Source organism: Stenotrophomonas sp. YJH_SMC_94-11, assembly GCF_059370435.1.
In genome coordinates this window covers 555,989-570,095 of sequence record NZ_JCAFTR010000001.1, presented here as the reverse complement: position 1 = coordinate 570,095, position 14,107 = coordinate 555,989, and the positions used below count along the sequence as shown (strand labels likewise).

Sequence of the window (14,107 nt, the reverse complement as noted above, 5' to 3'; positions counted from 1 at the left end):
CGGGTCTCACCCGGTTCTGGCCCTGAGCGGCACCAGCGGGTAACCTTTGCGCCGTCGGGCGCCCAAGGGCGCCGTTTGCTTGCCCGCTGAACCGGGCCGGCCCACCCCAAAATTCACCGCATAGGCTTACATCGATGTCCGCTCTGATCTGTGGTTCTCTTGCCTTCGACACCATCATGGTGTTCCCGGACCAGTTCAAGAATCACATCCTGCCGGACAAGGTGCACATCCTGAACGTGTCCTTCCTGGTGCCGCGCATGCGCCGCGAGTTCGGCGGCTGCGCAGGCAACATCGCCTACAACCTGCACCTGCTGGGCGGCCAGCCGATCCCGATGGGCACCGTGGGCTCGGACTTCGGCCCGTACCGCGAATACTTCGAAGGCCTGGGCATCGACCTGTCGCGCGTGCGCGTGATCGATGAGCTGTTCACCCCGCAGGCATTCATCACCACCGACCACGACAACAACCAGATCACCGCCTTCCACCCGGGCGCGATGATGCGTTCCTACGAGAACCACGTGCGTGGGGTGCCGGGCGTCACCCTGGGCCTGGTCGGCCCGGACGGCCGCGAAGGCATGATCCAGAACGCGCAGGAATTCCACGAAGACGGCATCCCGTTCATCTTCGACCCGGGCCAGGCCATGCCGCTGTTCAACGGCCCGGAACTGCGCGCCTTCATCGAGCAGGCCGACTACGTGGTGGTGAACGACTACGAGTCGAACCTGCTGCAGGAGCGCACCGGCTGGGACGAGAAGGAGATCGTCAGCCGGGTCAAGGCCTACATCACCACCCGTGGCCCGAAGGGCGCGGTCATCCACACTCCGGAAAAGAGCTACGACATCCCGCCGGCGCACGAGCGCCGCGTGGTCGACCCGACCGGCTGTGGCGACGCCTTCCGCGCAGGCCTGATCTACGGCATCCAGAAGGGCTACGACTGGCTGACCATCGGCCGCATGGGCAACCTGATGGGCGCACTGAAGGTCGAGCATCCGGGCACGCAGAACCAGCGTTTCACCTTCGATGAGTTCAACGAACAGTTCAAGCAGCAGTTCGGTTACGCGCTGGGCGCGTAAGCCGAACTGCCCGCACATCTGATCGGTGGGTGTCGACCTTGGTCGACACTGCCGGCCAGCAGCCGGCACTACCGGAACGTCCGACCGACACGTGGCCTGCTCTCTGTAGAGCCGAGCCATGCTCGGCTTGCGCGCGCCAGCACGATCTGACCGCAGAGCAGCCGAGCGTGGGCTCGGCTCTACACGGTCATGCGGCCTGCCAGGCGGCCAGCAGCGCGCGGCAATCGGCAAAATGCCAGTCGGCGCGGCCCGGCCACGGGTTCTCTGGCAGGTTGACCAGCACGGTATGCGTGCCGGCCGCACGGCCGCACTCCAGGTCGTAGGCGTGGTCACCCACCATCACCGCCTGCGCAGGCCCGATGCCCCATCGCCGCAGATGCTGCTGCAGGCCCTCCGGCGAGGGCTTGGGCACCGCTTCATCGCGACCAATGATGTCGGCATCGTCGAACAACGCCCCGACCCCGATCGCCTCCAGCGTCAGCTTCGCCAGCGCATGATCATTGCGGGTCAGGATGCCCAGCCGGCAGCCAGCCGCCGCCAGCGCGCGCAGCAGCTTCACCGCACCCGGCGCCGGCAGCGCGTCCTCGGCCAGCGCGCGCTCGTGATCCAGCAACCACTCACGCTTGGCCTGCGCCGGTGCATCTGGCAACGCCGCGATATGGTCGAGGATGTCTTCCTCGGCGGCGATCTCCAGTGCGCGGCGGATCGCGGCGAAATCATGCACGGCCACAGTCAGCGTGCCGTCCATGTCGAACACCCAGTGCCGGATCGCGGACAACGCGTGCACTGCGCTGCCCGTCGCGACCATCACTGCCACCACTGCGGCATGCGGCTGGCGTCGACGCCGCCGGTTTCAAACACAGCGGTGCGGGTACCACCGGCCTTGACCGGGAACTCGATGCTGATCGACTTGCCCTTGCGCGCCAGTTTCCACAGTGCTTTCTGATCGGTGATGAAAAGGGCGATGGCTTCATCGGTCTTCGGGCGCCACGCGGCCATCGACACCGGTTTGCCGTCGTCCACGGTCACTTTCACCGTGCACTGCGGGCAACGGAAATCGCCGGCCTGCAGCACCAGGTAGGCATGCCGCTTCCACTCCGGATGATCGCGGAACACCAGCTGCACCGGCTTGGCGCCGCTGCCATCCACGTCCACCCGTTCCTTGCTGTAGATCTGCGCCGAAACCTGGTTGCCCTTGCTGCCCACCGGGATCTGGTTGTACTGCCACAGCGCCTGCATGCGCCGCAGGTCGCGCGCGGCATCGCCCTTGGCCTTGACCTCGTCGAAGCCCGCGGCGATGCGCTCGGCGGCGGCGGTGTCCTTGTACTGGTCCAGCAGCGAGGCGCCGTGCAGGCGCGCGCGCTCCCAGTCCTGCGCGGCCACGGCCATGTCGTACTGCTTGGCCACGTCTTCGGCCTTGGCCTCCTTCTGCGCCTGCACGGCGGCTGCGGCGGCTTCCTGCGCCTTGCGTTCTTCCTCGGGGTTGCTGCAGGCGGCCAGCGCCAGGGTGCAGGCGGTGAGCAGGATCAGTCGTTTCATGGCGGAGGTCCTTGGTGTTTTCGCTTTTCTGTAGAGTCGAGCCATGCTCGACTGCTGTTGAAAAGCCAGTCGAGCATGGCTCGACTCTACAAAAAAATGCGCCGGGGGATGCCCGGCGCTTCTGCTTACTTGGCTTCAGCCTTGGCCAGCATGTCCTGCACCGAGGCGGTGGTGATCGGGTGGTAGCCCGGCTTGGCCTTTTCGAAGGCCTGCTTGGCCAGCTCCAGCCCCTTCGGGGTCTTCACCAGTTCGGCGTAGATCGGCAGGATCAGCTTGCGACGGCCGACGCGCTCGATGAATGCCGCCGCGCCTTCATTGGCCTGCTCGTAGCCGCTGCGGATCGCCAGCGGGTACCAGCGCATGGCGATCTCGCCATTCGGGGTGCCGGTGAAGTGGAAGGCCTTGTCCAGCGTGGCCAGCTTGTCCAGCGGCTGGGTCGCGCCCAGGCCATCGATGAAGCGCACCCATTCCTGCGTGCTCCAGTCGGCGATGACCTGGCTGCTCGGCACGGTGCCGGCGCTGGCGAAGGCGATGCGCGCGGTATCGACGCTGCTGAAGTTGCGCGACTGCGCCTTGGCCGCGAACGCCGGGATACCCGGCTCGTCCAGCCATGCCTTCAGTTCAGCCTCGGTCACTGCCGACGGATTCTTCGGCAGCAGGTTCTTCTTCATGTAGTCGACGAACTGGTCGGTGTTCGCGCTCTGGAAAGCATGGTCGTCGAACCAGCCACGCAGGAACGGATCGAAGGTCTCGCGGCCGAAGCGCTGTTCCAGGAACTCCAGGAACCACGAACCCTTGACGTAGGCCACCTGGCTGAGGGCCTCGTCGGGATCACGCTCGTTCAGCGGCGGCAGCGCCAGCGCCTGGTCGGCCGGGCTCATGTCCTTCACTTCGGCCAGCAGGTCGGTCTGGTCGATCTGCTTCTCCATCTCGGCCATTTCCTTGCCGTACAGAGCTTCGGTGATGCGGCCCTGGACGTAGGTGGTGAAGCCTTCATTGAGCCAGATGTCCTTCCAGCTGGCGTTGGTCACCAGGTTGCCCGACCAGCTGTGCGCCAGTTCGTGGGCGACCAGCGAGACCAGCGACTTGTCGCCGACGATCACGGTCGGGGTGGCGAAGGTCAGGCGCGGGTTCTCCATTCCACCGAACGGGAACGAGGGCGGCAGCACCAGCATGTCGTAGCGGCCCCAGCGGTATTCGCCGTACAGCTTCTCGGCGGCACCGATCATCTTCTCGGTGTCTTCGAATTCCTTGGCGGCCTTGTTGACCATGGTCGGCTCGGCCCAGACGCCGGAGCGGCCGGAGATCGGCTCGAACACCAGGTCGCCGGCGGCGATGGCCAGCAGGTAGGACGGAATCGGCTGCGGCATCTTGAAGGTGTAGTCACCATCACGCGCGGCCTTCGGATCATTGTCGGCGCTCATCAGCACCATCACGTCCGGGCGCGAGACCACGTGCGCGCTGTAGGTGAAGCGCACGCTCGGGGTATCCTGCAGCGGCACCCAGGAACGGGCATGGATGGCCTGCGACTGGCTGAACATGAAGGGCAGCTTCTTGCCCTCGGTCATCGACGGCGCCAGCCACTGCAGGCCCGAGGCGGTCGGTGCGGTGTGGTAGGTCACTTCCACCTTGGCCGGCTGCTCCGCAGCCTCGATGGTCAGCTTGCTGCCGAACACCTTGTCGGCCGGGGCCAGTTCGAACTTCAGCGGGCTGCGCGCGCCGTCGGCGGCAACGGCCTCGACCTTGGACACGGTCAGCTCGCGGGTGTCGAGCACCAGCTGCTTGGCGTCCTTCTGTTTCCATTCCAGGGTGTAGGTGGCGGTACCGCCGATCTGCTTCTGGTCGAAGTCCAGCTTCAGATCCAGCGCGATGTCCTTGATGACGACCTTGTCCGGCTCGGCGTACGAGCTCTCGTCGTGGCTGCGGTTCTCGGCGTTCACGGGGGCGGCAGGGGCCTTTGCGGCAGTCGGGGCGGCGGCGGGCGCGGCCGCCTCCTGGGAGCAGCCGGCGGCCAGGGCCACGGCCAGCGGAAGGAGCATCAGCGGATTACGCATGAATCGGGACCGTTACGGGGATCAAACCCCAATGGTACCTCCCTCGGGCCCGGCAGGCGTTGCGCGGTGCGGGGTAATGCAGGCCGGGCCGATCCTGCGCCTCCGGCGCATGCCAACCAAGGTTGGCATCCACAGGTAGGTGCCAACCTTGGTTGGCACGGATCTTTCATCGCTCGCGGCCGGCGAGTACCAACCAAGGTTGGCACCCACCAGAGCAGGGCTCTACAGCTTGTAGCCGGAGTGGATCGAGACGATGCCGCCGGTCAGGTTCTTGTAGTGGCAGCGCTCGAAGCCGGCCTGCCCCATCATCGCCTTCAGTTCGTCCTGCGGCGGATGCTTGCGGATGCTCTCGGCCAGGTACTGGTAGCTGTCCGAATCGTTGGCGAACAACTTGCCCAGCCTGGGCAGGATCTTGAACGAGTGGAAGTCGTAGATCGGCTTGAACCAGTCGGCAGTGACTTCGGAGAACTCCAGCACGCGGGCCTGGCCGCCCACCTTCAGCACGCGGTACATCTCGCGAAGGCCGGCGTCCTTGTCGGTCACGTTGCGCAGGCCGAAGGCAATGGTGACCAGGTCGAAGCTGTTGTCCGGGAACGGCAGGGCTTCGGCGTTGCACTGCACGTAGTCCAGGCCAAGCACCAGGCCGCGGTTGGTCAGGCGGTCGCGGCCGACCGACAGCATGCCGGCGTTGATGTCGCCCAGCACCACCGAGCCCTCGGCGCCGACGCGTTCCTTCAGCAGGGCGGCGATGTCGCCGGTGCCGCCGGCCAGATCGAGCACGCGGTCGCCCGGCTTCACCTGCGCGGTCGCCACGTAGTAGCGCTTCCACGCCCGGTGCACGCCCAGGCTCATCAGGTCGTTCATCAGGTCGTAGTTGCGCGCGACCGAGGTGAACACCTGGCCGACCAGCTTCTGCTTGTCCTTGGCGGCGACGTCGCGGAACCCGAAATGGGTGGTACCGGCTTTGTAGGGGGATTCGCTCATGGCCCCGATTATCGCACCGCCGGGGGCCAGCGGCACCCCCTGCCCGTATCATGGCGGGCCACGACTGACCGGAGCCCCCGCATGATCACCACGCCCGACTACCAGGCCCTGCTGCAGACCGCCATCGCCGAAGCCCGCCAGGGCCTGGCCGAGGGCGGCGTGCCGATCGGCGCGGCGCTGTACCACAACGACGGCCGCCTGCTCGGCTGCGGCCACAACCGCCGCGTGCAGGAAGGCGACCCATCGGTGCACGGCGAAACCGACGCCTTCCGCAAGGCCGGCCGCCAGCGCCGCTACCAGGACACCATCATGGTCACCACCCTGGCGCCGTGCTGGTACTGCTCGGGCCTGGTGCGCCAGTTCAACATCGGCACCGTGGTGGTGGGCGAATCGCGCACGTTCCAGGGCGGCATCGACTGGCTGCGCGAGAACGGTGTCAACGTGATCGACCTCGACAACCAGGAATGCGTTGACCTGCTGGGTGGCTTCATTGCGCAGCATCCGGAGATCTGGAACGAAGACATCGGCGAATGAGCACCGTGCAACGTGTCGTTGAACCCGTTTAATGAACGCTTCAGCGCGGGCACGTTCTAGTGCCCGCAGCGTTTGCGGCCGATGCCGTGAACCCGTGCACAGTCAGCTGCGCTGCGTGCATACACTGCGGTAACACCCCACCCGGCCGAGGCGCCTAGGGTGGGGTTACCGGGGTCCCTTTCCCCGGCGGAGCCAGCCATGTGCGCGCACGCCGTACGTCCCCCGCCCGACCCGATCCTCGATGCCATCCGCGAGCGCCTGCAGCAGCAGTACGCGCTGCACCAGCGCGGCGCCAGGTTCTGGACCGCCTACCAGGGCCTGCAGCTGGAACTGGTGCGCGACCATCCGCTCGACCAGGAGCGCCTGTGCAATGCGATGGCCGACATGGCCGAAGACCTCGGTGCGGTCGAGCATGCGCAATTGATCGGCAATCGCCACGCCGGCTCCACATCCCGCTGACGCGGCATGCACCGCCACATACGCCACACTCCGATGAACCCCCACTCCCTTTCCACTCAACCGAACTGGATTGTCATGCACGCTGAAGTCCCCACCATTCCTCCGGTCATCAACGTAGACGCCGAGCTTGACCACTGGCGCCGCCAGCATGCCGAAGGCGCACTGCCGCACAACTCGTTCGGCTCGTACGTGCCGTGGATCAAGTTCGCCTGCGATTCGCTGATCACCCAGCCACGCGCCAGCAATGCACAGCGCGACGAGATGTTCCAGACCCAGTACGCACTGCAGATCATGCCGCGGCTGAGCGAAGCCCAGGCCCGCGAATTCGTCGACCGCTGCTGGCAGCACGTCTACCAGACCAGCCCGGTCCGGCTGCAGGACGCACCGCGCCTGCGCGCCTGAGCTGCACAGCGCCTGCACGAGCGCCTGCCGATCATCCTCGTCACCTGAGTGGGAAGACGAAGATGAAAGCACGCAACCTGTTCAATACGATCGCCAAGAAGGCCGCGACAGCCACCGGCTCACCGTGGACCTTCCTGGCTGCGGTGGCGATTGTGGTGATCTGGGGCATCACCGGCCCGGTGTTCGGTTTCAACGACACCTGGCAGCTGGTGATCAATACCGGCACCACCATCATCACCTTCCTGATGGTGTTCCTGATCCAGCACACGCAGAACGCCGACACTGCCGCGATGCAGATCAAGCTGGACGAGCTGATCCGGGCGACGGCCGAAGCCAACAACGAACTGCTGGATCTGGAAGAACTGGACGAAGCGCGCCTGGAAGAGATCCGTGCCGAGTACGAGCAGATGGCCCGCGAAGCAGGCGATGCGCTGGCGCGCGTCCGCGCCTGCCATGCGGCGCGGCGCGACGATGAAGCGATCTGACGGTAGCGCCGGGCCATGCCCGGCGAGCGCGGTACCCGGAAGAATCCCACATGGGCCATCGCCGTCGGCTGATAACGGCGGACATCCCATCAGTGCAGACTGGCGCCATGTCCAGCCGTCACCTGGAACGTGGCCGCCACTCCCGTATCGGGGGCTACTACGTCCTCACCACGGTCGTACGCCACCGGCGCCCGGTCTTTGAAGATCCACGTTGTGCAACGTGTCTTGTGGATGCATTGAGGTATGTTGAACGCATGGGCCTCAGTCGGTCCTTTGCTTGGGTCGTCATGCCTGACCATCTGCATTGGCTGATGCAGCTGCGCGACGGATCACTGGCGCGCATGATGGGAACGGTGAAATCCCGCAGCAGCCGGTTGCTGGGGCAGCAGTCCGGCATACAGACGCCTTTGTGGCAGCCCAGCTATTTCGATCACGCGGTACGCAGCGAGGAAGCCTTGAGGCGCCATGCGTTGTACATCCTGGGCAACCCCATCCGAGCAGGGTTGACCCTGCATCTCGATGAATATCCGTTTGCATGGTCCCGTTGGCCCATGCGGTAGCGCCCGACCATGCCCGGCGAGCACGAAGTGCGGTCCGCCCAGACGTCAGGCATGCAGGAACGAAAAGCCGCCGGGCGCGGCCCGGCGCTACCGGTATCGAATTGCTGCTCAGCTGCGCTCGTGCCAGCCGCCGCCCAGCACCTTGTACAGGGTGATGCGGTTGGCCTGCTGGGCCAGCTGCGCCTGCAACTGGGTCTGCTGCGCGTTGTAGGCAGTACGTCGTGCGTCCAGCAGGGTCACGAAGCTGTCCAGGCCGGCATCGTAACGTGCCTGCGACAGGCGGTTGGCCTGTTCGGCCGCTTCCACCAGGCGCTGCTGTGAACTGACCTGTTCATCCAGGCTGACATTCAATGCCAGCGCATCGGCGGTTTCGCGGAAGCCCACCTGGATCGACTTCTCGTACTGCGCCAGTGCGATATCACGATCAGCGTTGGCGACGGCCAGGTTGGCGCGCAGCTTGCCGCCCTGGAAGATCGGCAGGGTGATCTTCGGCAGGAAACTCCATACGCGAGTGCCGCTGTCGAACAGGCTGGACAATTCGCTGGAGCCACTGCCAATGCTGCCGGTCAGCGAGATGCTCGGGAAGAACGCAGCACGTGCCGCGCCGATGTTGGCATTGGCGGCCAGCAGCTGGTGTTCGGCGGCCATGATGTCCGGGCGCTGCAGCAGCACATCGCTGGGCAGGCCGGCCGGCGGAGGCGCCAGTGCCAGCAACTGCGGTTCGATGCTGTCCGGCAGCAGTGCCGGGTCCAGCTGGCCACCGGCCAGCAGGGCCAGCGCGTTGCGGTCCTGGGCCAGCTGGCCGCGCAGGCGCGCGGCGTCGGTACGCGCGGTTTCCACCAGCGTGCGGGTCTGGGTCAGCTCCAGCGCCGAGCTGCCACCGCGCTCGTGGCGGGCCTCGGCCAGGCGCAGCGAATCCTCGTAGGTCCTCAGCGTGGCCTCGGCAATCTTCAGCTGCTGGGCATCGGCACCGTAGGTCAGCCACGCCGTCGCTGTCTCGGCCACCAGGCTCAGCTGCGCGTTGCGACGATTGGCAGCTACGGCAAAGTACTGCTGCAGTGCCGCTTCGCTCAGGTTGCGCACGCGGCCGAACAGGTCCAGCTCGAACTCGGCCACGCCGACACCGGCGGTGAACTGCTCGGTGACGCCAGCGTCGGTGCCTTGGCGCTGCATCTGGCCGGTGACGGCCACGCCGGGCACGCGGTCGGCGCGCTGCACGCGGTACTGGCCGCGCGCGCGTTCAACGTTGAGCACAGCCACGCGCAGGTCGCGGTTGTTCTGCAGCGACTGCTCGATCACCTGCTGCAGGCGCGCATCGGTGAAGAAGTCGCGCCAGCCGACGGCGGCGACATCGGCCACCTGGCCCTGTACAGCCTCGGCCGGCCACTGCGCCGGAATTGCCGGAGCGACGGCGGTGTTCTTCGGCACCAGAGTGGAACAGCCGGCCAGCGCGAGCGCGGCGGCCAGGGATACAGCAAGAGAAGAGAATTTCATGGCGACACCTTGGGGGTCACGGTGGTAGCGCCGGGCCATGCCCGGCGGCTACGCGGTGAGGCATCCGGCGGGCATGGCCCGGCGCTGCCGGATTTCATCACTCGGCGGATTTGCGCTTGAACACGCGCTGCACCACTACGAAGAACAGCGGTACGAAGAACACGCCGAGCACGGTGCCGACGATCATGCCGCCGAGCACGCCGGTGCCGATCGCCTGCTTGGCGCCGGAACCGGCACCGGTGGAGATCGCCAGCGGCACCACGCCCATGCCGAACGCCAGCGAGGTCATCACGATCGGGCGCAGGCGGTCGCGCACGGCATGCATGATCGCCTCGATCAGGCCTGCGCCCTTCTCCAGGTTTTCCTTGGCGAACTCGACGATCAGGATCGCGTTCTTGCTGGTCAGGCCTACCGTGGTCAGCATCGCCACCTGGAAATAGATGTCGCGCTCCAGGCCCTTGAAGGTATTGGCCAGCACTGCGCCGAGGATACCCAGCGGGGCCGCCAGCAACACCGCCGTCGGCACGCTCCAGCTTTCGTACATCGCGGCCAGGCACAGGAACACGATCATCAGCGACAGCGTGTACAGCAACGGCGTCTGCGAGCCCGCCTGGCGTTCCTGGTAGGACATCGCCGTCCACTCGATGCCAAAGCCCGCCGGCAGCTGCTTGGCCAGTTGCTCGATCTCGGCCATGGCATCGCCGGAGGCAACACCCGGGGCCGGTTCGCCCTGGATTTCCATCGCCGACACACCGTTGTAGCGCTCCAGGCGCGGCGAACCGTAATCCCAGTGCTTGGTGGCGAACGCGCTGAACGGCACCATCTCGCCCTTGTCGTTCTTCACGGACCAGAGGTCGAAGTCCTCCGGGACCATGCGGAACGGCTGGTCGGCCTGCACGAACACGCGCTTGACGCGGCCACGATCGACGAAATCGTCGATGTACGAGCTGCCCCAGGCAGCGGCCAGCGTGCCGTTGATCTGGTCGATCGACAGCCCCAGCGAGGTCGCCTTGGCCGCGTCGATGTCGATGCGGAACTGCGGCGTGTCTTCCTGGCCGTTCGGGCGCACGTTGGCCAGCTTCTTGCTGCCGGCTGCCAGGCCGAGCAGCTGGTTGCGCGCGGCCACCAGTGCCTCGTGGCCCTGGCCACTGTTGTCCTTGAGGAAGAAGGTGTAGCCCGAGGCGGTACCCAGTTCCGGAATGGCCGGCGGCGGGAAGGCGAAGATGAAAGCATCCTTGATCTGTCCCAGGGCTGCCATCGCACGACCGGTGATCGGCATCACGCCATTGTTGGCGTCACGCTCGCTCCAGTCCTTCAGCTTGACGAACGCCATGCCGGCGTTCTGGCCCATGCCGGCGAAGCTGAAGCCCTGCACGGAGAACACCGAATCCACCGCATCCTTTTCGTTCTGCAGGAAGTGGTTCTCCAATGCCGCGATCGATTCCAGCGTGCGCTCCTGGGTGGCGCCGACCGGGGCCTGCACCAGCGCCATCAGCACGCCCTGGTCTTCGTTGGGCAGGAACGAGCTGGGCAGGCGCACGAACAGCACGCCCATCAGCACGAACAGTGCCGCCACGATGCCCATGAAGCGCCACGGACGATGGATGATGCCGCGCACACCACGCTGGTAACTTTCGCTGGTGCGGTCGAAGCCACGGTTGAAACCGTTGAAGAAGCGACCGGCCAGGCCGCGGTGGGCAACATGATGCTCGCCCTTCTTCAGCGGCTTGAGCATGGTCGCGCACAGTGCCGGGGTCAGCACGATCGCCACCAGTACCGACAACGCCATTGCAGAGACAATCGTGGCCGAGAACTGCCGGTAGATCACGCCGGTGGATCCGCTCATGAAGGCCATCGGCACGAACACCGCCGACAGCACCAGGCCGATACCCACCAGCGCACCGGTGATCTGGCCCATCGACTTGCGGGTCGCTTCAAGCGGCGACAGTCCTTCTTCGGACATGATGCGCTCGACGTTCTCCACCACCACGATGGCATCGTCCACCAGCAGGCCGATCGCCAGTACCATCGCGAACATGGTCAGCATGTTCACCGAGAAGCCCAGCATCGCCAGCACGCCGAAGGTACCCAGCAGCACCACCGGCACGGCGATGGTCGGGATCAGGGTGGCACGGAAGTTCTGCAGGAACAGGTACATCACCACGAACACCAGCACGATCGCTTCGAGCAGGGTCTGCACCACGCCCTTGATCGACACGCGCACGAACGGCGTGGTGTCGTACGGGATCTCGGCCTTCAGCCCGGCCGGGAAGAAGCTCTTCATGTCGTCCAGCGCAGCATCCACGCCGGCAGCGGTATCCAGCGCATTGGCGCCGGTGGCCAGGGTGACCGCCAGGCCGCTGGCCGGCTGGCCGTTGTAGCGGGTGACGAAGTCGTAGGACTCGGCACCCAGTTCGACGCGGGCGACATCACCCAGGCGCAGCTCGGCACCGTCCTGCGCGCCGCGCACGATGATGTTGCGGAACTGTTCCGGGGTCTGCAGGCGCGACTGCGCGTTGATGGTGGCGTTGAGCTGCTGGCCCTTCACCGACGGCGCACCGCCGAGCTGGCCGATCGCCACCTGGGCATTCTGCGCCTTGATCGCCGCAGTCACTTCCGCGACGGACAGGCCATAGGTATGCAGCTTGTTCGGGTCCAGCCAGATGCGCATGGCGTACTTGCCACCGAATACCTGGATGTTGCCCACGCCCGGCACGCGGCTGAGGCGGTCGACGACATTGGAACCGACGTAGTCGGCGATGTCGTTGGCGTCCATGCTGCCGTTCTCGGACACGAACGCGATGACGTTCAGGAAGCCCGAGCTGGACTTGGCCACGTTGATGCCCTGCCGCTGCACTTCCTGCGGCAGCAGCGGCATGGCCAGCTGCAGCTTGTTCTGCACCTGCACCTGGGCGATGTCCGGGTTGGTGCCGCTCTCGAAGGTCAGGGTGATGGTGGCCTGGCCGTTGGACGAGCTGTTGGAGGAGAAGTAGATCAGGCCATCAAGGCCCTTCATGTTCTGCTCGATGATCTGCGTCACCGAGTCTTCGACCACCTTGGCCGATGCACCCGGGTAAGTGGCGCTGATTTCCACCGCCGGCGGTGCGACGTTGGGGTACATCGAGACCGGCAGCTTGAACAGGGCCAGGCCGCCGGCGAGCATGATGATGATGGCGATCACCCACGCGAAGATGGGTCGATCGATGAAAAAGCGTGCCATGGGGTTCTCCGCTTACTTCGCGTCGCCGGCCGGGGCGGCAGGCTGGGCATCGGCCGCCGGCTTGGCCGGTGCGTCGCCCTTTTCGGTGGCCTTGACTGGCATGCCGGGGCCGATCTTCTGCAGGCCTTCGACGATGACCTTGTCACCGGCCTTCAGGCCGTCCTCGACCAGCCACTTGTCGCCGACCGTGCGACTGACCTTGACCGGGCGCACTTCGACCTTGTTGTCCTTGCCGACCACCATCGCCGTGGTGTCGCCCTTCGGATCGCGGGCGATGCCCTGCATCGGCACCAGCACTGCATCACTGCGCACGCCGCCGCCGATCACCGCACGCACGTACATGCCCGGCATCAGCAGGCCGTCCGGGTTGTCCACCTTCACGCGCAGGCCGAAGCTGCCGGTGGTCGGATCGACGCTGACTTCGGAGAACTCCAGCGTACCCTTGTGCTCGAAGGTGCTGCCGTCTTCCATCAGGATGCTGACCGGCAGGGTCTGGTTGTCCTGCAGGCGGCCGGCGGCCAGTTCGCGGCGCAGCTGCAGCAGCTCGGCCGAAGACTGGGTCAGGTCGACATAGATCGGGTCCAGCTGCTGCACGGTGGCCAGTGCATTGGCCTGGCCGGCGCTGACCAGCGCACCCTGGGTGACGCTGGACTTGCCGATGCGGCCGCTGATCGGCGCGGTGATGCGGGCGTAGCCCAGGGTGACGTTGGCCGCATCCAGCGATGCCTTCGCGGCGCCGACATCCGCCTCGGCCTGCTTCTGCGCGGCCACGGCATTTTCCAGGTCCTGCTGGCTGACCGCATCGACCTTGGCCAGCTCGGTGATGCGCTTGGCGCTCAGCCGGGCGGCGTTGGCGGTGGCCTCGGCGCGGGCCAGCTGGGCGCGGGCACTGTTGGCCTGGGCGCGGTAGCTGGCGTCCTCGATCTGGTACAGCGGCTCGCCGGCCTTGACCATGCCACCTTCGGTGAACAGGCGCTTGGCAACGATGCCATTGACCTGCGGGCGCACTTCGGCGACCAGGTAGGCGTTGGTACGGCCCGGCAGTTCGCGGGTCAGGCCCACGGTCTCGGACTTCAGCGTGACCACAGTGACGTCACCCGGGCCCTGCTCGGGGGCCTGGGGTTGGCCGCCGCAGGCAGCCACGGTCGCGGCGATCGCCAGCGACAGTGCAAAGGGTCGGATTCGGCTCAGCAACATGACGGAAAGGCTCTTAGGGGAAGGAATCTCAAATCGCGCTGATACAGGCCGAAAGCGCCAGCAGGCAACGCTCACCAGCGGGGAGTGGTAACCGGACCGGCCTGCC

Annotated in this window: 13 protein-coding genes; 6 read left to right on the top strand and 7 right to left on the bottom strand. The window is 66.0% G+C overall.

Going from position 1 to position 14,107, the window contains the following annotated elements; genetic code table 11:
- Positions 1-134 precede the first annotated feature (134 nt).
- Complete coding sequence (locus AC5P74_RS02615; RefSeq protein ID WP_005419403.1) at positions 135-1,073, top strand: carbohydrate kinase family protein; 939 nt, start codon at positions 135-137, stop codon at positions 1,071-1,073.
- 187 nt (positions 1,074-1,260) lie between these two features.
- On the opposite strand, the gene AC5P74_RS02610 is transcribed toward AC5P74_RS02615, so the two are convergent.
- The 4 genes from AC5P74_RS02610 to ubiE all read right to left on the bottom strand — a co-directional run bounded on the left by AC5P74_RS02610 (position 1,261) and on the right by ubiE (position 5,650).
- Positions 1,261-1,881: an HAD family hydrolase gene (locus AC5P74_RS02610; protein ID WP_005419404.1), complete on the bottom strand. Its 621-nt coding sequence runs from the start codon at positions 1,879-1,881 to the stop codon at positions 1,261-1,263.
- Positions 1,881-2,612 carry a hypothetical protein gene (locus AC5P74_RS02605; protein ID WP_005419405.1) on the bottom strand — a complete coding sequence of 244 codons (732 nt, stop codon included), beginning with the start codon at positions 2,610-2,612 and terminating at the stop codon, positions 1,881-1,883. Before AC5P74_RS02605 ends, AC5P74_RS02610 begins: the two co-directional genes overlap by 1 nt.
- Before the next feature lie 125 nt (positions 2,613-2,737).
- Entirely contained in the window at positions 2,738-4,666 is a 1,929-nt protein-coding gene (locus AC5P74_RS02600) for a M1 family metallopeptidase (protein ID WP_005419406.1), read from the bottom strand.
- Positions 4,667-4,888: 222 nt separating this feature from the next.
- A complete protein-coding gene (ubiE, locus tag AC5P74_RS02595) occupies positions 4,889-5,650 on the bottom strand; it encodes a bifunctional demethylmenaquinone methyltransferase/2-methoxy-6-polyprenyl-1,4-benzoquinol methylase UbiE (RefSeq protein ID WP_005419407.1) in 762 nt (253 codons plus the stop codon).
- An 81-nt stretch (positions 5,651-5,731) separates the two neighbouring features.
- Here ubiE and AC5P74_RS02590 point away from each other — a divergent pair, with 81 nt between their 5' ends.
- From AC5P74_RS02590 to AC5P74_RS02570, 5 genes are all read left to right on the top strand, one after another.
- Complete coding sequence (locus AC5P74_RS02590) at positions 5,732-6,184, top strand: nucleoside deaminase (RefSeq protein ID WP_049399252.1); 453 nt, start codon at positions 5,732-5,734, stop codon at positions 6,182-6,184.
- Between the two features lie 198 nt (positions 6,185-6,382).
- On the top strand, positions 6,383-6,643 hold the full coding sequence (locus tag AC5P74_RS02585) for a hypothetical protein (protein ID WP_053497535.1): 261 nt from the start codon (positions 6,383-6,385) through the stop codon (positions 6,641-6,643).
- A gap of 75 nt (positions 6,644-6,718) precedes the next feature.
- The gene (locus tag AC5P74_RS02580) at positions 6,719-7,045 is read left to right on the top strand and encodes a hypothetical protein (protein ID WP_053497537.1); all 327 of its coding nucleotides are present in this window, start codon (positions 6,719-6,721) and stop codon (positions 7,043-7,045) included.
- 62 nt (positions 7,046-7,107) lie between these two features.
- On the top strand, positions 7,108-7,530 hold the full coding sequence (locus AC5P74_RS02575) for a low affinity iron permease family protein (protein WP_053497539.1): 423 nt from the start codon (positions 7,108-7,110) through the stop codon (positions 7,528-7,530).
- Positions 7,531-7,637: 107 nt separating this feature from the next.
- Positions 7,638-8,090, top strand: a complete 453-nt coding sequence (locus AC5P74_RS02570; RefSeq protein ID WP_080375061.1) for an REP-associated tyrosine transposase — start codon at positions 7,638-7,640, stop codon at positions 8,088-8,090.
- Between the two features lie 108 nt (positions 8,091-8,198).
- On the opposite strand, the gene smeF is transcribed toward AC5P74_RS02570, so the two are convergent.
- The 3 genes from smeF to smeD all read right to left on the bottom strand — a co-directional run bounded on the left by smeF (position 8,199) and on the right by smeD (position 14,001).
- Positions 8,199-9,584, bottom strand: coding sequence for a multidrug efflux RND transporter outer membrane subunit SmeF (smeF, locus tag AC5P74_RS02565; RefSeq protein WP_053497542.1), 1,386 nt, complete (start codon positions 9,582-9,584; stop codon positions 8,199-8,201).
- Positions 9,585-9,681: 97 nt separating this feature from the next.
- A complete protein-coding gene (gene smeE, locus AC5P74_RS02560; protein WP_005419426.1) occupies positions 9,682-12,804 on the bottom strand; it encodes a multidrug efflux RND transporter permease subunit SmeE in 3,123 nt (1,040 codons plus the stop codon).
- A 12-nt stretch (positions 12,805-12,816) separates the two neighbouring features.
- Positions 12,817-14,001 carry a multidrug efflux RND transporter periplasmic adaptor subunit SmeD gene (smeD, locus tag AC5P74_RS02555; protein ID WP_005419428.1) on the bottom strand — a complete coding sequence of 395 codons (1,185 nt, stop codon included), beginning with the start codon at positions 13,999-14,001 and terminating at the stop codon, positions 12,817-12,819.
- Between the last annotated feature and the right edge of the window lie 106 nt (positions 14,002-14,107).